This window comes from Zwartia sp. (genome assembly GCF_049655405.1).
In the GTDB taxonomy this organism is placed as follows: Bacteria; Pseudomonadota; Gammaproteobacteria; order Burkholderiales; family Burkholderiaceae_B; genus Zwartia.
This window is the reverse complement of sequence record NZ_JBASJR010000011.1, coordinates 315400-333140: the sequence shown is the minus strand read 5'-3', so window position 1 is coordinate 333140 and position 17741 is coordinate 315400. Positions and strand designations below refer to the sequence as shown.

General features: G+C 50.4%; 18 protein-coding genes and 1 tRNA gene. 9 read left to right on the top strand and 10 right to left on the bottom strand.

What is annotated here, in order from left to right; translation table 11 throughout:
• Position 1 precedes the first annotated feature (1 nt).
• Genes WBJ47_RS09430 through WBJ47_RS09420 form a run of 3 tightly spaced genes read right to left on the bottom strand, consistent with a single transcriptional unit; the run spans position 2 to position 3354 of the window.
• Positions 2 to 829: an ABC transporter permease gene (locus WBJ47_RS09430; protein WP_422246522.1), complete on the bottom strand. Its 828-nt coding sequence runs from the start codon at positions 827 to 829 to the stop codon at positions 2 to 4.
• Between the two features lies 1 nt (position 830).
• The gene (locus WBJ47_RS09425) at positions 831 to 1748 is read right to left on the bottom strand and encodes an ABC transporter permease (RefSeq protein WP_422246521.1); all 918 of its coding nucleotides are present in this window, start codon (positions 1746 to 1748) and stop codon (positions 831 to 833) included.
• A 46-nt stretch (positions 1749 to 1794) separates the two neighbouring features.
• A complete protein-coding gene (locus tag WBJ47_RS09420) occupies positions 1795 to 3354 on the bottom strand; it encodes an ABC transporter substrate-binding protein (RefSeq protein ID WP_422246520.1) in 1560 nt (519 codons plus the stop codon).
• A gap of 213 nt (positions 3355 to 3567) precedes the next feature.
• On the opposite strand from WBJ47_RS09420, the gene WBJ47_RS09415 reads away from it, so the two are divergent.
• From WBJ47_RS09415 to WBJ47_RS09400, 4 genes are all read left to right on the top strand, one after another.
• The gene (locus tag WBJ47_RS09415; RefSeq protein WP_422246518.1) at positions 3568 to 4626 is read left to right on the top strand and encodes a serine hydrolase domain-containing protein; all 1059 of its coding nucleotides are present in this window, start codon (positions 3568 to 3570) and stop codon (positions 4624 to 4626) included.
• Positions 4627 to 4693: 67 nt separating this feature from the next.
• Complete coding sequence (locus WBJ47_RS09410; RefSeq protein WP_422246516.1) at positions 4694 to 5977, top strand: DUF3300 domain-containing protein; 1284 nt, start codon at positions 4694 to 4696, stop codon at positions 5975 to 5977.
• 42 nt (positions 5978 to 6019) lie between these two features.
• Positions 6020 to 6379, top strand: coding sequence for a Rap1a/Tai family immunity protein (locus WBJ47_RS09405; protein ID WP_422246514.1), 360 nt, complete (start codon positions 6020 to 6022; stop codon positions 6377 to 6379).
• A 41-nt stretch (positions 6380 to 6420) separates the two neighbouring features.
• Positions 6421 to 6505 (top strand) — tRNA-Leu (locus tag WBJ47_RS09400).
• Between the two features lie 112 nt (positions 6506 to 6617).
• Here the strand turns inward: WBJ47_RS09400 and WBJ47_RS09395 are convergent.
• Positions 6618 to 7568 carry a LysR family transcriptional regulator gene (locus tag WBJ47_RS09395; RefSeq protein WP_422246513.1) on the bottom strand — a complete coding sequence of 317 codons (951 nt, stop codon included), beginning with the start codon at positions 7566 to 7568 and terminating at the stop codon, positions 6618 to 6620.
• 125 nt (positions 7569 to 7693) lie between these two features.
• Here WBJ47_RS09395 and WBJ47_RS09390 point away from each other — a divergent pair, with 125 nt between their 5' ends.
• From WBJ47_RS09390 to WBJ47_RS09380, 3 genes are all read left to right on the top strand, one after another.
• Positions 7694 to 8671 (top strand): Bug family tripartite tricarboxylate transporter substrate binding protein, encoded by a 978-nt coding sequence (locus WBJ47_RS09390; protein WP_422246511.1) that lies wholly within the window; start codon positions 7694 to 7696, stop codon positions 8669 to 8671.
• A gap of 30 nt (positions 8672 to 8701) precedes the next feature.
• On the top strand, positions 8702 to 10042 hold the full coding sequence (locus WBJ47_RS09385; RefSeq protein WP_422246510.1) for an arylsulfatase: 1341 nt from the start codon (positions 8702 to 8704) through the stop codon (positions 10040 to 10042).
• 165 nt (positions 10043 to 10207) lie between these two features.
• Complete coding sequence (locus tag WBJ47_RS09380; RefSeq protein WP_422246509.1) at positions 10208 to 10513, top strand: hypothetical protein; 306 nt, start codon at positions 10208 to 10210, stop codon at positions 10511 to 10513.
• Between the two features lie 20 nt (positions 10514 to 10533).
• Here the strand turns inward: WBJ47_RS09380 and WBJ47_RS09375 are convergent, their stop codons facing one another.
• Complete coding sequence (locus tag WBJ47_RS09375; RefSeq protein WP_422246508.1) at positions 10534 to 11772, bottom strand: ATP-binding protein; 1239 nt, start codon at positions 11770 to 11772, stop codon at positions 10534 to 10536.
• Positions 11773 to 12187: 415 nt separating this feature from the next.
• On the opposite strand from WBJ47_RS09375, the gene WBJ47_RS09370 reads away from it, so the two are divergent.
• Both WBJ47_RS09370 and hemN read left to right on the top strand, forming a co-directional pair.
• Complete coding sequence (locus WBJ47_RS09370) at positions 12188 to 13285, top strand: NAD(P)H-dependent flavin oxidoreductase (RefSeq protein WP_422246662.1); 1098 nt, start codon at positions 12188 to 12190, stop codon at positions 13283 to 13285.
• The gene (hemN, locus tag WBJ47_RS09365; RefSeq protein WP_422246507.1) at positions 13267 to 14664 is read left to right on the top strand and encodes an oxygen-independent coproporphyrinogen III oxidase; all 1398 of its coding nucleotides are present in this window, start codon (positions 13267 to 13269) and stop codon (positions 14662 to 14664) included. Before WBJ47_RS09370 ends, hemN begins: the two co-directional genes overlap by 19 nt.
• Here the strand turns inward: hemN and moaC are convergent.
• From moaC to glp, 5 genes are read right to left on the bottom strand one after another with little or no spacing between them, the layout of a single operon-like run.
• Positions 14661 to 15146, bottom strand: a complete 486-nt coding sequence (gene moaC, locus WBJ47_RS09360) for a cyclic pyranopterin monophosphate synthase MoaC (RefSeq protein WP_422246506.1) — start codon at positions 15144 to 15146, stop codon at positions 14661 to 14663. The two genes, hemN and moaC, sit on opposite strands and share 4 nt — an antisense overlap.
• A complete protein-coding gene (mobA, locus tag WBJ47_RS09355) occupies positions 15143 to 15739 on the bottom strand; it encodes a molybdenum cofactor guanylyltransferase MobA (RefSeq protein ID WP_422246505.1) in 597 nt (198 codons plus the stop codon). The genes moaC and mobA overlap by 4 nt, the downstream gene beginning before the upstream one ends.
• Complete coding sequence (gene moaE / locus WBJ47_RS09350; RefSeq protein ID WP_422246503.1) at positions 15730 to 16203, bottom strand: molybdopterin synthase catalytic subunit MoaE; 474 nt, start codon at positions 16201 to 16203, stop codon at positions 15730 to 15732. The genes mobA and moaE overlap by 10 nt, the downstream gene beginning before the upstream one ends.
• Complete coding sequence (gene moaD / locus WBJ47_RS09345) at positions 16204 to 16485, bottom strand: molybdopterin converting factor subunit 1 (RefSeq protein ID WP_422246501.1); 282 nt, start codon at positions 16483 to 16485, stop codon at positions 16204 to 16206.
• Complete coding sequence (glp, locus tag WBJ47_RS09340; RefSeq protein WP_422246500.1) at positions 16485 to 17708, bottom strand: gephyrin-like molybdotransferase Glp; 1224 nt, start codon at positions 17706 to 17708, stop codon at positions 16485 to 16487. The genes moaD and glp overlap by 1 nt, the downstream gene beginning before the upstream one ends.
• Positions 17709 to 17741 lie beyond the last annotated feature (33 nt).

Genomic DNA, 17741 nt, shown 5'->3' with positions numbered 1-17741 from the left:
ATTAAGCTCTCTCGCCTGGTGTCAGGAGCTGATGGAGACCATCACCTGCCAGGTTGATCGCGAAAATCAATACAGCCAGTGCTGTACCAGGAATTGCAATCAACCAAAATGAAAAGAACATGTAGGACTTTGCCTCAGAGATCATGAGACCCCAGGAAGGCAGGGGCGGTTGGACGCCCAGGCCGAGGAAGGAGAGTGCTGCCTCAAGCAAAATCGCGCTCGCCGCTTCGAGAGTCGCAATCACAATTAAATGTGGCAAAACGTTAGGCAACACCTCAGTCAGCATGATGCGTAGTGTCGAAGCACCGGCTGATTGGGCGGCGGAGACGTACTCCATGGAGCGCACTTGTTGCGTGGCGCTACGCATGACTACGGCAAAGCGATCCCATTTCAAGAGGCCAAGCACCATGATGACGACCCATAAGGAACCGCCCACTAGCGCAACCGTGGCAAGCGCCACCAAAATTACTGGCATGGAAAGGCGAGTGGTCACCATAAAAGACACAAACATGTCGATGCGACCACCAAAGTAACCTGCTAGCATCCCCATTGTTGTGCCGATCAGGCCCGATATCACGGCCACACTGAGACCAATCAGCAGCGAAATCCTTGCGCCGTAAAGCAAACGGGATAAGTAGTCACGTCCAAGCTGATCCGTACCGAGTGGGTGTACCCAAGTACCTTGGTCATACCAGACTGGCGGAACGGTGCGATTCGTTAGATTCTGAAAATAGGGGTCGTGCGGTGATAACCAAGGTGCAAAAATGGCACAGAAAATAATCAGCAAGAGTAAGCCGCAACCCACATAGAGAGCCGTATTTTTTTTCATATTATGCAACCCGAATACGAGGATCAAGCCATGCGTTGGCGATATCAGAAGCCAGTGTCAGCAGGATATAGATGACTGACAGCAACAGGACGATCACTTGAGTCACGGGAAAGTCTTTTTGAATAATGCTCTGATAAGCGAGGTAGCCAAGCCCATCCAGAGCGAAAATAGTCTCGATTACGACTGAGCCGCCAAGCAAAAAGCCGAGTTGAACAGCGGCTAGTGCGACAACAGGAACAATTGCATTTCGCAAAGCATGCTTGAAAATAACGATGCTAGTGGGCAGACCTTTGGCTCGGGCGGTACGTATATAGTCAGCGCTGAGCACTTCGATCATGCCAGCACGGATGAGGCGCATAAACGCGGGGGCCGCATAGTACCCAAGAGCAATCGAAGGCATCACAAAATGTTGCCAGCTCTCGCTTCCTGAAACCGGCAATATTCGCCAGGTAATCGAGAACAGCATAATCAAGATCAGTGCAAAAAAGAAATTAGGCATGGCTTGACCGACCACTGCAACGCCCAGACAAAGACGATCGATCCAGCTATTTTTGTAGATCGCTGCCAAAACACCCAGAGGCACTGAAATAATCAGGGCAAAAGCGAGCGAGTAGACAGCAAGTAAGAGTGTGGTTTGAAGCTTAGTAAAAATAAGCGTGCCCACATCAGTTTTGAAATAAATAGACTGACCAAGATCGCCTTGGACAATCTTGAGCAGCCAGTTACCAAACTGCACAATGATCGGTTGGTCAAAGCCGTAGGTTTTGCGAACCATGTCGATATCGACCTGCCGCGCCCCTTCGCCGGCAATCGCCAGGGCCGGATCACCTGAAAGGTAAAGCAACATGTAGGCAAGAATTGAAACGGTCAGAGCGACCATAACGGCGAGTCCTAGCCGCTTAGAAATATATGCCAGCATGATGCCTTACCAGAGATGCAAAAAATAAAAAATCATAAAGAAAAGCTTACTTCCAGCTCATTTCCCAAAAACGTACCAACTCGTCGTGGTAAGGCTTGAAGTTCACCTCTTTGCTAGCAACGTAATACACAGGCAGTGTCCAAAGCGGCACGGCGTAAGCTTGCTCTGCAATGATCGACAAAGCTTTTTGATAAACCTCTTGGCGCTTTTTCATATCAACCGTGCTGTCACCTTCGCTCAGCAGCTTGATGACCTCAGGGTTGCGGCTGACATCATCCGCGCCGCCACCAAAGTACACCGGTGTGGAGGCTGACAAGTCATTGACTAAGTTGGAACCCCAAGTCTGGTGGGTGAGAGACGTCTTGTTTGCGCGAGCTAAGTCCCGCATCGCTGCATATTGCATGAAGCTTAGCTTGGGCTTGATGCCGACAGCACTCAGGTAGTTGATCATGGCTTCAGTTTGTGGACGCTCACGATAAGCCATCAGATCCACTTCAAAGCCATTGGGATAACCAGCCTCGGCCAACATTTTTTTGGCCAATGCGGGATCGTACTTATACGTCATCACACCTTGGCTCGTGCAGCCGACCTGAGAAGGGGTGCAAATAGAGTTGATGATCTCACCACCACCGACGATATTTTTCAAAATCGCCTCGCGGTCAATGGCGTGGGCAATCGCTTGACGCACGCGTACGTCCTTGAGTTGTGGGGCGGGCGTGCCATCGCGGGTATTCATCTGCAGAAATACGATACGCATGGTGTTACCACTTTGTACCTGTAACTGAGGGATGGACTTGAGCTTTTCTGCCTGATCCTTGGGGACATGCATGATGAAGTCTTCGCCACCGGACATCACTTCGGCCATCTGAGTCTGGCGGTCAGGGATAAAGCGAATACGAACCTTACCAATCGTAGGCTGTGCTTTGGGAGAATCTTTGAAATAATCTTTATTGCGCTCAAGCGTTAAAGACTTGCCTGGGATGTGCTCAACAACTTTATATGGACCAGAGCCGATTGGCTTGAGGTTCATGCCAGTTGGGCCCACTTCTTTGTAGTACTTGGCGGGATGAATCGCAATGGCAGTCGCGAGATAGTCGATCGCGGCTGGGAAAGGCTTTTTGCTGATGATGCGAACTTTGTATTTGCTGATTTTTTCAGCTTTTTCGATCCAGCCTGTCACGGTCTGTTGTCTAGCTTTGTTAGCAGGGTCGGACACGAAATTCAGTGTGTACACCACGGAATCTGCATCAAACTCTTCACCATTATGGAACTTGATGCCTTCACGGAGATCAAATTCCAAAGTGCGGTCGTCGATTTGCTTCCAGCTTTTAGCAAGCTGACCTTTGTATTCGCCTGTGACTGGGTCGCGGTAGACCAGCGTGTCCCAGACGTTGGCGGCAATAATCACGCCAATTCGCACGTTGTTGTAGTACGGGTCGATGTTTTCAGGAGTTTGGTCGTAAGCAAATCCCAGTGTGTCGTTCTTTTTTCCTGCATGGGCTGGTAGGGTAAATGCCACAGTGGCGGCAACAGCGCAAGCCACAAGGCTCGCACGCAGACCCAACTTCGAAAAAGGGGCTTTAAAGGCAGTGCTCGAGTTCTTCATATCATTCCTCAAGTTCGGTTTGTCACGACAGCTAGAAAGTAGATTTGTTTTAACAGGTAAAGCGCGCAAGAGGCAACCGCTTGTCATCAGTACTTACACTCAGTCGATCAGTATGCACGCAATTACTGTGCCAAAATTGAACCATTGGCAGAAATACGGTCAAATTTTTACAAATTGCTCATTCATATCGAATTTATTTTTACAAGGTGATGTATGCAGAACCCCGCGCTTGAACAAGCTGTGCAGTTTGCGATTGATCATGAAAGTACCTGGGACCGCGACTGCACCAGCAGCAATTGGGGCGTACATCACGGGGATCCAGCCCCTTACAACAAACTCTACGGACCTGTGCACTCTCGTGGACCTAACTCAGGCACCATTTTGTTGCACGGGAAAACCCTGACTTCCTGGGGCGAGCCCAAACGTGCAGATTTGACCTTTAGCGTTGCAAAGACTTACCTCGCGCTCTTGGCTGGCGTAGCTGTGGATCGCGGTTTGATTAAAGATCTGAATGAACCTATCGGCAAGCGTCTGAAAGGCATCGGTTTTGACGAGGGTAACAATGCTCTGGTGACGTGGGAGCAGATGCTTCAGCAGACCAGTGAGTGGGAAGGTACCTTGTTTGGCTTGCCCGATCAGGTCGATCGCTACCGCGCGGTGACGTTTGCCAAAGCGCCAGATGGCATCAAAGGTGATGCTCGTCCGTTGCAGCCAGCAGGTACCTACTGGGAATACAACGATGTGCGCATCAATCAACTGTCGCTTGCGCTTTTACACTTGTTTCAGCGTCCACTGCCCGAGGTCTTTCGCGAGGCGATTACGCGCCCAGTCGGGGCTTCAGAAAACTGGAATTGGGTCGGCTATGACGATGCCTGGGTCGATGTCGCGGGTCAGCGCGTGCAATCCGTTCCAGGTGGTACCCATTGGGGTGGCGGCATGTCGATCAGCAGCGAAGATCAGGCTTTGATTGGTCAAATGATGCTTGATGAGGGCATGGCCAATGGCAAGCGTGTGTTGTCTGCCGAATGGATCAAGCGCATGCAGGTGCCTTGCAAGCTCGCGCCTTTCTATGGCTATCTTGTTTGGCTCAATGATCAACAAAAAGTATTTCCAAGCGTGCCAGCCTCAAGCTATTTCGCGGTGGGGGCGGGTAGTTCGTTTACCTGGATCGAGCCTGAAATGGGCATGGTCGTGATTATTCGCTGGCTCAATTCTGCGCATGCCGATGCGGTGTTTGGAAAGATTTATCAAGCTGTCAAGGCGATGGCCTAGTTGCCTAGTTGTTTACCGGGTGCGTTCGATCTGAGCCCCCGATTAATTTAATCCTGATGAGGGAAACATGATGCAAAAAAATATGATGCGTAAATTTTCACTTTCTGCTGCGACCGCTGCGATAGCGTTGACGCTGGCAACGGGTGGCGAGCTTGTTGGGGCGTCACTGACTGCACCTGCTTATGCGCAAACAAGTACTCAGGCCGCGAACCTGACCTTGCCCCAACTTGAGTCCTTGGTGTCATCCATCGCTTTGTACCCAGACTCTTTGTTGTCACAAATGCTGATGGCGTCGACCTACCCGCTTGAGGTTGCCGAGGCGTCGAACTGGTTGCGTAGCAACGCACATTTGACTGGGGATGCGTTACAAAATGCCCTCAAACCGCAGACCTGGGACAACAGTGTCAAGTCGCTTGTGACGTTTCCTGATGCACTCAATTTGATGGGTAATCAGTTGAGTTGGACACAAAAGTTGGGTGATGCGTATCTTGCACAGCCTAAAGACCTGATGCAGGCTGTACAGGCCTTGCGCGCCAAAGCCAAGCAGGCTGGAAACCTTAAGTCCAATCAGCAGGTATCCGTGTCGAGCGATGCGCAGTCAAACATCATCATTGTTCCGTCTAATCCTCAAGTTGTTTACGTGCCCACGTACAACCCAATGATGGTGTATGGCGCCTGGCCCTATGCGGCATACCCTCCCTATCCCGTTTACAACCCAGCCTGGGGCTTGATGAGTTTTGGTGTGGGGATGGCGGTCGGTGCCGCGTTGTGGTCTACACCGCATTGGGGATCGGGTTCGATCACGATTAACAATGCAAACTTTAATAATTTCAACAATCGCTTTAACTCGGGTTCCAATCTCCGTTCCGACTATTTAGGTAGCAACAATAGCTGGGCACATAATCCAGCCCACCGTGATGGCGTGCCCTACGGTAATTCGGCCTTAAATAATCGTTACGGCGAGGGCAATCGCAGTGCCATTACACGTAACGACGTTGCACGCCAGCAAAATGCCGTGAATGACTGGAAAAATAATGCTTCACCTGAAGACAAACAGCGCGCCGACCAAGCGCGTCAAAATGCACAAAATACCTTCAATCGTAATGCCACGCCTCAAGAGCGGAGTCAGGCGAGTCAGATGAACCAGCAGGCCCGCAGCGACTGGACGCAGGACCGTGCCAATCCAAATCGAGCGCGCGAAGCCAGTCAGGAAAATCAGTTAGGCCGTGAGGGTCGTAGTGACTTTAATAGCGATCGCTTTGGTGGTGGTGACCGTTTTGGAGGTGGCAGAGATTTTGGGGGTGGCCGCAGCTTTGGCGGCGGTCATTTTGGCGGTGGTTTTAGACGCTAAATCGTCCTGATAGGCAAGCCTCATTACTTTTTGGAAATAGCCATGATTAAAAAATTACTTGTTACTGCGATGTTTGCGACCCTTCCTTTGGTCTCCGGCGCACAAAATGCTCCCCAGTCGGATGTATCGCTCGGCGCCATGATCAATCTCTGCCAGAGCCGCACCGACCTCGAAGCACAAACCTTTTGCTATGGATTTGGCGAGGGTGTGTACCAGGGCTCAGAGCTCACAAAAGACCCGAAAGCCCCTAAAACAGTATGTTTGCCACCAGGTGGCGTCGCACGGGACGAGGTGTTGGCAGAGTTCATTCGCTGGGCCATCGCGAACCCCCAATTTCATCAGGAAAAGGCGGCCGCATCGATTCTTCGCTACCTCCCGATCCGATTTCCTTGTAAGGGCTGATGCACCTCGGCGCTTTTGGATACAATAGCGCCTCAATATCTGCCCCGATGATGAAATTGGTAGACATAGCAGACTTAAAATCTGCAGCCTAAGGGCGTGCCGGTTCGATTCCGGCTCGGGGCACCATTTGCTGGCTCAGCAAATGCATTTGTTGCAATCGCTAACAAATCTTAATCAATCGCAACGCGTTTTAAGGCTTTTTGGGTAAGCACTTCATTGAAAGCTATTTCAAATAAATTTACGCTTGAGGTGTCGTATTTGTGCCTGATGAAAGGTCTGTAAAAATTTCACGGAATTTGATCACTTGAGTATTGTCTTTGGCTGAGGCCCTGAGGATAAAGCTCACAGGCATAGCCTTGAGGTCGCTGGGGATATCGATGATTCTAATGTTGCCCAGTTTGACGTGCATGTCTGCCGCGCTCTGCGGAATCACACTGCATAAATTTGAACTCGAAAGCATTGTCAGACTCTGAAAATAATTCGTCGTCTCAATAACGGGCTTAGGCAACATGAGACCGCGCCGCAAAAAGGAGTCGGTGAGTTGTTGACGTAGGCTTGAATCAGGTCTGGGCAGGACCCAGTCACGCTTTGCTAAGTCTTCAAACGAATTTTTTCTTCTTTTCTTTTCTCTCGTTCCCTCAACAATACAGATGCTTTCTGAATAAAGAGGGAAAAAAATTAATTCGTCCGTATTGTGCATGGATGGCATGGAGGCCCCAGATAATCGTCCGATGACGCAATCTAGTTTGCCTTCAAATAACTGGAGCATCAGGTGCTTTGCCGTGCCTTCCTGAATAGAGACGGCTCCACCGCCCGACTCTCGAAAAAGCTCAATCGCTCGAGGCAGGTATGCAAAGAGGGCTTGCGGCACTACCCCGACTCTCAGTAATGGAGAGAGATTTTTATTGAGCTGTTTAACTTCGTGCACGAGTGCGTCAAATTCATTCAGGATGGTTTCCCCACGGTTGGCTAGGAGGGTAGAGGCCTCGGTAGGAATCACGCCTTGTGTGGTGCGCAAAAATAGGGTCAGTCCAATTTGCTTTTCAAACTCTCTGAGCATCGCGCTCGCAGCCGGCTGACTGATGCTCAAGTGTTTCGCTGCTTTATGCAAACTTCCAAATTCAACAAGATGCTTTAGCAGAATCAAATGTCTGAATTTGATGTGTGACAGCGAGAGTTCAGAATGCATATTGTTCACTCATTCATCATTCAAATTGTGATAATAAAAGGTTATCACGAGATACAAATAATTGAATATTTAGTTCTTACGGGCGCTCCTATACTGAAATAACCATTCAGTCATAAGGAACGTCCGTGATTAAAACAGCCCCTTTAGCCCTGACCGTTTTTATCAGCGCTTTTTTCACACTCTTGACTCCTTCGGCTCAGGCAGCTTGGCCCGATGACCAACCGATCAAAATCATTGTTCCGCAGGCCGCTGGCGGCACAAACGATACCTTGGCAAGAATGGTAGGTGCTGAGCTATCAAAAATTCTTGGACAAACTGTCGTGATTGATAATCGACCGGGTGCCTCTGGTGCGATTGGCATGCAGGCAACGGTACAAGCTCCGCCGGACGGTTACACCATTGCTCTTGCTTCTGATTCAGCTGCGCTATTAGATGTGCTGCGTCCAAATCTACCTTGGAAATTTAGAAGTGGTTTGCAGGGTGTTGTGATGATTGGCGAGCAGCCAATCAGTATTGCGACGTCCTCAAAGACCTCATTCAACACGCTTCAACAGGTGATTGATGCGGCCAAAGCGAAACCAGGTAGCCTGGGCTATGGCTCATCGGGCATTGGCTCATCTCAAAATATCGTCGGTGAGTGGATGGCGAGTTTGGCAGGCGTCAAGCTCGTGCACGTACCCTATAAAGGAGGTGGACAAGCCGCGAACGATGTTGTGAGTGGGCAGATACCTTTGGCCGTCTTGGGGCTTGCTCCGATGCTCAAGCAGCAACAGGCGGGTAATGTTCGCATTCTGGCAGTCACCACGCTAGAACGCTCAAAGGCGCTACCAGAGGTGCCGACCCTAACCGAGCTTGGTTATCCGCAAATCGCGCTTGCACAATGGGCCGGATTAGTGGCTCCGGCTGCGACTCCCCAACCAATCATTCAAAAACTCTCGGATGCATTGTTAAAGGTGCTTTCAGAAAAATCAATCAGTGAAAAGATGCTTGCGGCGGGTATCACACCTAGACCCTTGAACTATCAACAGTTTGATGCCTTTTTGAAAAAAACAGTGGACACCTGGCAGCAGGTCGTACCGACACTCAACATTCAAATTCAATAACGTCAAACACTTTCGCGTATCAGGCGCCTTATGAAGAAAACTAATATCGTTTTAATTCTTGCAGACAATCTTGGCTGGGGAGAACTAGGCTGTTATGGCGGCGGCGCGATACGTGGTGCACCGACTCCCCGCATTGATGCGCTGGCCAAGCAAGGCATTCAACTGCTTAACTTTAATGTCGAGAGTGACTGCGTGCCAACACGCTCTGCCTTGATGACGGGACGCCATCCCGTGCGCACGGGTGCTTTACAGTCTGTGCCAGCAGGCTTGCCTCAGGGACTGATTCCTTGGGAGATCACGATCGCCGAGTTATTGTCCAAGGCGGGTTATGCGACAGGCATGTTTGGCAAGTGGCATCTGGGTGACAAAGAGGGTCGCTACCCCAAAGACAAAGGATTTGACGAGTGGTACGGCATTCCAAGGACAACGAATGAAAGTATGTTCACCGAACAGGTCGGCTTTGATCCTGAAGTGGTGGATGTGCCTTATGTGATGGAAGGATTTAAGGGGCAGCCAGCTGAAAAGAAAGAAATCTATGATTTGGAGATGCGTCGCAAGATTGATGAGGTCTTGACCCAGAAAAGCTGCGATTTCATCCGTAGAAAAGTAGCAGCCAACCAGCCATACTTTCTTTATGTGCCTTTGACACAGCTACATTTTCCAACGCTCCCTCATCGCGATTACGAAGGGCAGTCAAAGAAAGGTGATTTTGCAGACTCGATGATCGAGATGGATGCACGCGTCGGTCAGATTCTAGACACCTTGAGCGAGACAGGGACGCAGGATGACACATTGTTTATCTTTGCGAGTGATAATGGCCCAGAGTATCGCCGCCCGTGGCGAGGCAGTGCAGGGATGTGGACAGGGACCTATCACACCTCGATGGAAGGTTCCTTAAGGGTGCCGTTTATTGCGCGTTGGCCAGGCAAGATTCCTCCAGGTAGTGTCTCTAACGAAATCTTTCACGTTGTGGATATCTATTCAACCCTGGCCGCTGTTGCAGAGACCAGCGTCCCCCAAGATCGACCGATTGATGGGGTCAATCAATTGCCCTTTCTAAAAGGGGAAACGCAGGCTTCGGCAAGAGAGGGCTTTGTATATTTCATTAAAAATGAAATGCGTGCGGCAAAGTGGCGAGATTGGAAAATGCACTTTGTTTGGGAGAAAGAGCCAAATGAAGGGGCTAACCATCTGGAGACGCCTTATTTGTTTAACCTCGTTCAGGATCCAAAAGAAGAAACAGACGTGAGCTCAACTCAGGGCTGGGTGAGGGGACCTATTCGAAAAATGATTAATGCCTTTCAGGCGACGTTAAAAGATACGCCGCCAATTCCACCCGGCGCACCGGATGATTTTTTACCTAAAGTTTGATGGTGTATGTGCAGTAATCGCTGCACTATTCCTCTCAGTCTCGAGGTATCACTTACTCGTTTAGTCAGTAAATTGTTTCAATTGCTTGCAACTATTAAATAAAGATTCAGCGTTTACGTGCTGTTCCGGATAGAAATCATGCAGACTCAATCTTATGATTTTTAGATGGAAAAACGCGTGTACACACTTGAATTAATCGTTGAACAAAATGGCAAACTGATTGAGCGACTCGATCGCAGTATTGAGCGACTCGACCACAGTATGGCTCAGCTCAGTCAGGCCGTGTCCGATTTAAGAGTCGATATGATCCAGGGGCAGGCGGCCTTGCGTCAAGATATCTCAGATGTGCGGGCAGAGCTACGCTCAGAGATCGAGCGAAAAACCTTTTGGCTCATGACCGCACATTATGGAGCCCTGCTTGCGTTGCTAGGCTTCTTGGGCAAGCACTTTATTGAAAGCTACTTCAAATGAAAATTGCCAAGCTTGAATGGCTAGCCCCAGAGAGTTGAAATGGGTGCTGCCCAAAGGTCATCACCCACGGGTAATGTCTCGTGACCGTCATAAAGTAGAACGCCCATTTTGAATTGACTTCCAGCTAGGGCTGCGAGTTTTTTCAGCCCATGAAAATCACTCGCTTTGACTGTTGCAGCAGCTTTGACTTCTACCCCAACCAACTGTCCCTTTGCATTTTCTATGACGACATCTACCTCAACCTTTTCTGTATCTCGGTAATACATCAAACTGTAACGATCATTGGAAGTTGCGGTGTGCTTAAGCAGCTCTCCAAAAACAAATGTCTCTAGAACATGACCGAACCGTGTGCGATCATCATTGATTTCTTCATTACTGAGATTAAGTAAAGCTGCAAGCAATCCAGGGTCTATAAACTGCAATTTTGGTGTCTTGACTAGACGATTCAGTCGATTGCGTGCCCAAACGCTCACCCGTTTCAGTAAATACATCTGCTCAAAGATGCTGATGTACTTTGCTGCTGTCTTGCCGTCGAGCCCGACTTCTCCACCTAGCTTTGCATAGTTGCACATCTGACCTGAGGTCTGGGCTAACGCTCTGAGAAATCGGGGTAACTCATCTAGCTTGTTAATGCCTGCAAAGTCACGGACGTCCCTTTGGATGAGGGCTTCCAAATACTGCATCGCCCAAGCCTGCCTTCTTTTAGCACTTGTTCTCGAAATTGCCTCAGGATATCCGCCTTTAAGTACGCGTTCTGCAAGAGACTTTTCAGGTTGATTTACGCCTTCATGCAGAATTTTCCCAGCGAATGCATTGTCAATCCAGTTTGCGCGTTGACCTTCAATTTCACTTTGAGATAAAGGGAGTAAAGAAAGCGTTTCCATGCGTCCGGCCAGTGAATCTGCCACGGTGGGAAGCGCCATTAAATTGGCGGATCCCGTCAGTAAGAAACGTCCTGGACGACGATCTTCATCGACACTTTTTTTTATAGCAAGCAGTAACTCAGGGGCACGTTGAATTTCGTCGATGACTGAGCGATCTAGCCTTGAGATCATACCCACAGGATCTTCGCGGGCTGATAATAGAGTGAGTGAATCATCCAACGTGAGGTATTGAATTTTTTTTTCAGTAGCCATCTGGCGAACAAGGGTTGTTTTGCCTGCCTGGCGAGGACCTGCCAATAAGATGACTGGCGTGTCTTTAAGTGCGTCCTCGATGCGGGGCCTGATCAGGCGAGCAAAGTTCGGGAGGTTTTCCATATTGAACAGTATCCTAAGTTTCGGAATTATTTCCGTAAATTACGGAATATTTTAACGTAAATTACGGAAAATTAATATGTAAATTACGGAAAATTAATATGTAAATTACGGAAAATATATGTGTGAATTACGGAATTTATGCTGATGATTTCAGGATTCATTATTTTCAAAGAATAATTTTGGGGCTAGAACCATTAACCCATCAAACGTTGTCCTGGATCAAACATTGCTCATTGACATCCCCCCTGCGAGCACCCCGTCAGGCTAATGTGACCGTCATGTAAGGAAAATCCTCATGACAACGACATTAGATTCAACAAGATCCGTTTTCTCAAATTGGCTGCCCTCCACCGACAGGTGGTTTAAATCACTCGATATTCTTGGCCGCTCTTTGTCTCCCGTTGTTCAAGGCGGCATGGGTGTGGGTGTTTCCGCTCATAGGCTGGCGGGTGCCGTCGCGCGCGAAAATGCGATTGGCACGATTGCCAGTATTGATTTGCGGCACCATCATCCCGACTTACTCGAACAGACGCAGCAATCGCGTGATCGGGACTTAATCGATCGTGTCAATCTGATCGCCTTGGATCGCGAGATTCAGGCCGCATTGCATCACGCTCAGGGTAAGGGACTCATCGCCGTCAACGTCATGAAAGCCGTGCGGGACCATCCCGCACTTGTGAGACAGGCCTGTGAAAGTGGCGCACATGCCATCGTGATGGGGGCCGGGCTGCCGATTGATTTGCCTGAGATGGTGGCGGATTACCCAAAAGTCGGTTTGATTCCGATTCTTTCCGAGTCGCGCGGTGTGGCAATTGTGATGAAAAAATGGCTAAAAAAAGGTCGTCGCCCTGACGCGATCGTCATTGAGCACCCAGGTTATGCGGGCGGCCATTTGGGTGCCGTCAAGATTGAGGATATTCATGCCGAACGCTTTGATTTTGAGCGTGTGATTGCGGAGTGTCATGCCATTTTTACCGAGCTTGGCCTCGGGCGAGACACCCCTCCGCTGATTTTAGCGGGTGGTATTGATAGCCATGAAAAAGTGCGGCATTGGCTAAACGCAGGTGCGGATGCTGTTCAGTTAGGTACAGCATTCGCCGTGAGCGAAGAAGGCGATGCGCATATCGAGTTCAAGCGCGTGCTGTTAGGTGCAACCCCTTCAAATATGGTGGAGTTGATGAGTGTGGCCGGTCTACCGATGCGAGCGGTTTCAACGCATTGGTTAAGTCAGTATCGGCGACATGAGACAAAGATGCAGGCGTGCGCGAAAGCAGATCCCCGCCGATGTTCTCAACGTATGGACTGCCTAACGCAATGTGGCTTGCGCGATGGCAACACCAAAGCAGGACAATTTTGTATCGATTTAAAACTTGCCGCCGCACTAAAAGGTGATGTGCAAAAAGGATTGTTTTTCCGAGGCGCAGGACGCCTGCCCTTTGGTGAGGCGATTCGTCCGGTCAAAGAGCTGATTGAATATTTATTGCACGGATATCCATGTCAAACACCAGCCTAACCAACGTGGATTTTGATCCAGCATTAATTGCTCGACATGATCGCAGCGGTCCGCGCTATACCTCTTATCCCACTGCGGATCGCTTCATTGAGGGCAATATCGCCCCGATCTTTCTGGAAGCATTACAGTCCAGGCAAGTCGAGCGGCCAGATGCAGACTTGTCACTTTATGTACACCTCCCATTTTGCGACACTGTCTGCTATTACTGCGCCTGTAACAAAGTCGCGACCAAAGATCGTTCACGTGCAGATACATATCTTGACTATCTCGCGAGAGAAATTTGGCTCGTACGTAAACAGTTTGCCAATACTCCCCGTGTCAGTCAGTTACACCTCGGCGGCGGTACACCGACTTTTTTGACGAATGAACAGCTAGAGCGTTTGATGGGGTTATTAAAAGCCTCCTTCGCGTTCGCTTCGGATGCGGAATGCTCCGTTGAAATCGATCCGCGGCGCTTAAACGAAGGCACGCTCGCACTGTTGGCGCACCACGGCTTTAATCGTATGAGTATCGGTGTGCAGGATCTTGATCCTGAGGTACAAAAAGCGGTCAATCGGATCCAGCCTGCTGAGATCACTGAAGAGGTCATGGCCGAGGGCCGCAAGCTCGGCTATCGCTCCATCAATATCGATTTGATTTATGGATTACCTAAGCAGTCAGTTGAAACCATGCGTGCCACGCTTGGTACGGTGTTGACGTGGCGCCCCGATCGCATTGCGCTCTATAGCTATGCCCACTTGCCTGACCGTTTTATGCCACAACGCAGGATTGAATCTGACGATTTGCCGCTGCCTGCCCAAAAACTCGCCATGCTTAAGCTTGCGGTTACGAGCTTGTTAGCGGCTGGCTACGTCTACATCGGTATGGATCATTTTGCCCTGCCAGAAGATGACCTCGCCAAAGCGCTCGTTGACAGAACATTGCAACGAAATTTTCAAGGCTACGCCACCCAGGCAGATTGCGATCTGATTGCGCTAGGTGTTTCGGCGATTAGTCGTATCGGAAATGTATATGCTCAAAATCATCGTGTCTTGGAGGAGTACTACGCTGCACTGGATCGACAAATCCTACCGCTGGTAAAAGGTTTGACGATGACAATGGATGATCTGATCAGACGGGCGGCGATTCATGATCTCCTGTGTCAATCAGAAATCATCGTTCCAGTCTTCGAGTCGCAATGGGGCGTTGAGTTTGCACGCTATTTTGCGCCTGAGCTTGAGCAACTGGAGTCGCTCGCGGAAGATGGATTGCTCGAAATCTCCTCTGACCGAATTTTTATCACGCCCAAGGGTCGGTTTTTGGCAAGGATCGTCGCGATGCGTTTTGATCGGTATCTGCGTGAAGCACAAACGATCGCGCGTTATTCCAAAGTGATTTAGAGTGTTTCCGCGACCCAGGAGCCAGATTTACCGCCGTGCTTTTCCAGTAACTTGACACCATCGATCACCATGCCGCGATCGATGGCCTTGAGCATGTCGTAAATCGTGAGTAGGGCGATGGAGGCGGCTGTCAGAGCTTCCATTTCTACTCCGGTGCGACCGACTGTTTCAGAGGTGGCAGTGCAGGTCACTGAGGAGGTCGTAGCGTCCGTGACAAACTCAACGGTCACTCTCGTGAGAGGAATAGCATGACACAGTGGGATCAGCGCACCGGTCTGTTTCGCTGCCATGATGCCAGCCAGCCGCGCCACACCTAACACATCGCCTTTTTTTGCATCGCCTTGCGAGAGCTTTGCGAAGGTGTCTGGTTGCATGGTAATTCGGCCATTGGCCACGGCGCGCCGATGTGTTTGCTCTTTGGCGGAGACATCCACCATGTGCGCCTGTCCTGAGTCGTCAAAGTGCGTGAGATGATTTGTCATGAAGGATTCCGCTGGCTTTGCAGGGCCTCGGGTGTATTGAAATTGGCAAACAAAGCAGCGTCGTCAAACATTACAGGGATCGCATTGATCGAGGCGAGCCAAGCCAGAGCTTGTCCATTTTCCGCGTCGAGTTGCTTGCCCAGAGAGGCGGCTGCAGAGGGTTTGATGAGGCAGCACAATGGTTGAGGGCCGTCCGATGTCACGACATAGGCTGCAAGCGCTTCAGGTAGGTCATCCAGACTTTGCTGCAGGCGGTCGTATATATTTGGCAATAGCGGCACGTCACATGGGACAACGAGCAAATATTTTTTTTTGCAGCGCATGAGACCTGCTTCGATTCCTGCGAGTGGTCCGGGAAAGTCGGGCCGTTCGTCCGTAACAACGGTATGACCTGTTTGCTGGTATGCGTCAACGTTACGGTTCGCGCTGATGAGGATGCGCGAAGGTGGGGGGGATTGTCTAGCCAAGGCAGAGAGCGCATGCTCTACCAGAGGTAGGCCGCTCCACATGATCCAGCCTTTGTCCTTACCGCCCAGTCTTGCTCCGCGACCTCCTGCCAGAATCAATGCTTCATAGGTTTGTTTTATTTCCATTTTGCTGCAGCCTTTTCGTCGCTCGCGCGCGCTTCGATCCAGCGCGCACCGTCGGGTGACCATTCCTTTTTCCAGAAGGGCGCTTCTGTTTTTAAGTAGTCCATGACAAAGCGGTTAGCTTCGTAAGCATCTTCTCGATGAGCGCTTGCAGTCAGTACCATGACGATTTGATCGCCTGGATACATTTTTCCGAAGCGGTGCACGATACGAGCGCCTTGCAACGACCAACGCTCGACCGCAGCATCCAAAATTTTTCTCAGGGACTTTTCTGTCATGCCGGGGTAGTGCTCGAGTTCGAGCGCGACGACATCCGCTGCAAGATTCAGATCGCGTACTGTACCGACAAACGCCACGATGGCGCCGATGCCGCGGTCATTTGCCAATAGTGCGGTGTACTCACGACCCAGATCAAAGTCTTCGGATTGAACGGCGACGGATAAACGCGGGGTCAACTCTGCGCTCATTCAGCCTCCCGTCACAGGTCTGAAAATGGCGAGTTCTGCCCCATCGACTAAAGGGGTGTCTAACGCGATCATTTCCTGATTCATCGCAACGCGAAACGCTTGGGAGCCATCAAAGGTATCGGCCCACAGACCGCCACGCGCAGAGAGGTGCTCTATCAAGTCTTTGACTGTGCGCACAGAAGCAGGCGCCTGCACATGTTCCTCTGACAGGCCGAATCTTTCTCTCAGTTGCGCGAAATATAGAACCTTGATGTTCATAGTGTTGAGTTGTTCAATGTGCATCAGTATTGCAGTTCTGACAAAGACAGATAGCGCAGCGTATCGCCGCGTGCGATTTTCGTCTCGGAGGGCAGATCGACCAAGCCATCTGCCCAGGCAAGACTGCTCATCACGCCAGAACCTTGATTTGGCCATAAATCCAGCACAGGCGAGCCCGAGGTATCTTGGGTAATTTTGACACGCAAAAACTCGCGGCGTCGATCAGGTTTTGGCCAATCAAAATTCGCGGTTGCCGTAAGATATTTCAACGTTGTGTCGGTTGCACCCATGCGCTTGAGTAAAAACGGACGAGCCATCAATAAAAAGGTCACAAAAGCACTGACGGGATTGCCGGGTAGGCCAATAAAATCTGCTTGACCGACGCGACCATAAGCCAGCGGTTTGCCGGGCTTCATTGAGATCTGCCACAGATCAAGACTGCCCAGCGCGCTCACGGCAGCTTTAACATGATCTTCTTCGCCAACCGACACACCACCGCAGGTGATGATGACATCGTTTTCGCCGGCGGCTTTGCTGAGCGCCTCACGGGTGGCTTCTGCTGAGTCACGCACAATGCCGTAATCGTTGACTGTGCAACCTAATTGCGCCAACAAGGCGTTGATCGCATAGCGATTGCTGTTGTAAATCGCGCCTGGCGCCAAGGCTTGACCAAGCTCTGTGAGTTCATCGCCTGTAAAAAATACGCCAACGTTCAGCGGTTTGAAGACCGTCGCAGTGGCCACTCCAATGGAGGCCAACATCGCGAGATGTGGAGCGCCCAAACGTTGTCCCGCCACCAGCACTAAGCCGCCTGCTGCGATGTCTTCACCCTTGCAGCGTATGTGTTGCATCTGCTTGATTGGGTGCGTCAGTGCGATCGAACCATCGCGATCCTGCGTGTGTTCTTGAGGGACGACAACGTTGGCACCCTCGGGCACGGGCGCACCTGTAAAAATGCGTGCAGCTGTGTTTGGAGCGAGTGGGGTGCCTGTTTGACCGGCTGCGATACGTTGAGTCACAGGAAAAAGTGCGGGCAGTTCATGAATGTTCTGCACGTTAAGCGCGTAGCCGTCCATCGCAGAGTTATCAAAACCTGGGACACTGATAGGCGACATGATGGCTTGTGCCAGTGTTCGCCCCAGCGCCGCCAAAAGGGGCAATGTTTCAGTAGCATTCAGGGGAACTGCGCTCGCCAATAATGTCTGGCGGGCATCTTCAAAATTAAGGAGGTTGGCTCTGGGTTTCATGATGTATCGCTCTGGGGAGACTCAACCCAGACT

Bases quoted from the DNA above. Each gene is read 5' to 3' on its own strand.
- WBJ47_RS09430 (WP_422246522.1), bottom strand. From the start codon at position 829: ATGAAAAAAAATACGGCTCTCTATGTGGGTTGCGGCTTACTCTTGCTG.
- WBJ47_RS09425 (WP_422246521.1), bottom strand. From the start codon at position 1,748: ATGCTGGCATATATTTCTAAGCGGCTAGGACTCGCCGTTATGGTCGCT.
- WBJ47_RS09420 (WP_422246520.1), bottom strand. From the start codon at position 3,354: ATGAAGAACTCGAGCACTGCCTTTAAAGCCCCTTTTTCGAAGTTGGGT.
- WBJ47_RS09415 (WP_422246518.1), top strand. From the start codon at position 3,568: ATGCAGAACCCCGCGCTTGAACAAGCTGTGCAGTTTGCGATTGATCAT.
- WBJ47_RS09410 (WP_422246516.1), top strand. From the start codon at position 4,694: ATGATGCAAAAAAATATGATGCGTAAATTTTCACTTTCTGCTGCGACC.
- WBJ47_RS09405 (WP_422246514.1), top strand. From the start codon at position 6,020: ATGATTAAAAAATTACTTGTTACTGCGATGTTTGCGACCCTTCCTTTG.
- WBJ47_RS09395 (WP_422246513.1), bottom strand. From the start codon at position 7,568: ATGCATTCTGAACTCTCGCTGTCACACATCAAATTCAGACATTTGATT.
- WBJ47_RS09385 (WP_422246510.1), top strand. From the start codon at position 8,702: ATGAAGAAAACTAATATCGTTTTAATTCTTGCAGACAATCTTGGCTGG.
- WBJ47_RS09380 (WP_422246509.1), top strand. From the start codon at position 10,208: ATGGAAAAACGCGTGTACACACTTGAATTAATCGTTGAACAAAATGGC.
- WBJ47_RS09375 (WP_422246508.1), bottom strand. From the start codon at position 11,772: ATGGAAAACCTCCCGAACTTTGCTCGCCTGATCAGGCCCCGCATCGAG.
- WBJ47_RS09370 (WP_422246662.1), top strand. From the start codon at position 12,188: ATGGGTGTGGGTGTTTCCGCTCATAGGCTGGCGGGTGCCGTCGCGCGC.
- hemN (WP_422246507.1), top strand. From the start codon at position 13,267: ATGTCAAACACCAGCCTAACCAACGTGGATTTTGATCCAGCATTAATT.
- moaC (WP_422246506.1), bottom strand. From the start codon at position 15,146: ATGACAAATCATCTCACGCACTTTGACGACTCAGGACAGGCGCACATG.
- mobA (WP_422246505.1), bottom strand. From the start codon at position 15,739: ATGGAAATAAAACAAACCTATGAAGCATTGATTCTGGCAGGAGGTCGC.
- moaE (WP_422246503.1), bottom strand. From the start codon at position 16,203: ATGAGCGCAGAGTTGACCCCGCGTTTATCCGTCGCCGTTCAATCCGAA.
- moaD (WP_422246501.1), bottom strand. From the start codon at position 16,485: ATGCACATTGAACAACTCAACACTATGAACATCAAGGTTCTATATTTC.
- glp (WP_422246500.1), bottom strand. From the start codon at position 17,708: ATGAAACCCAGAGCCAACCTCCTTAATTTTGAAGATGCCCGCCAGACA.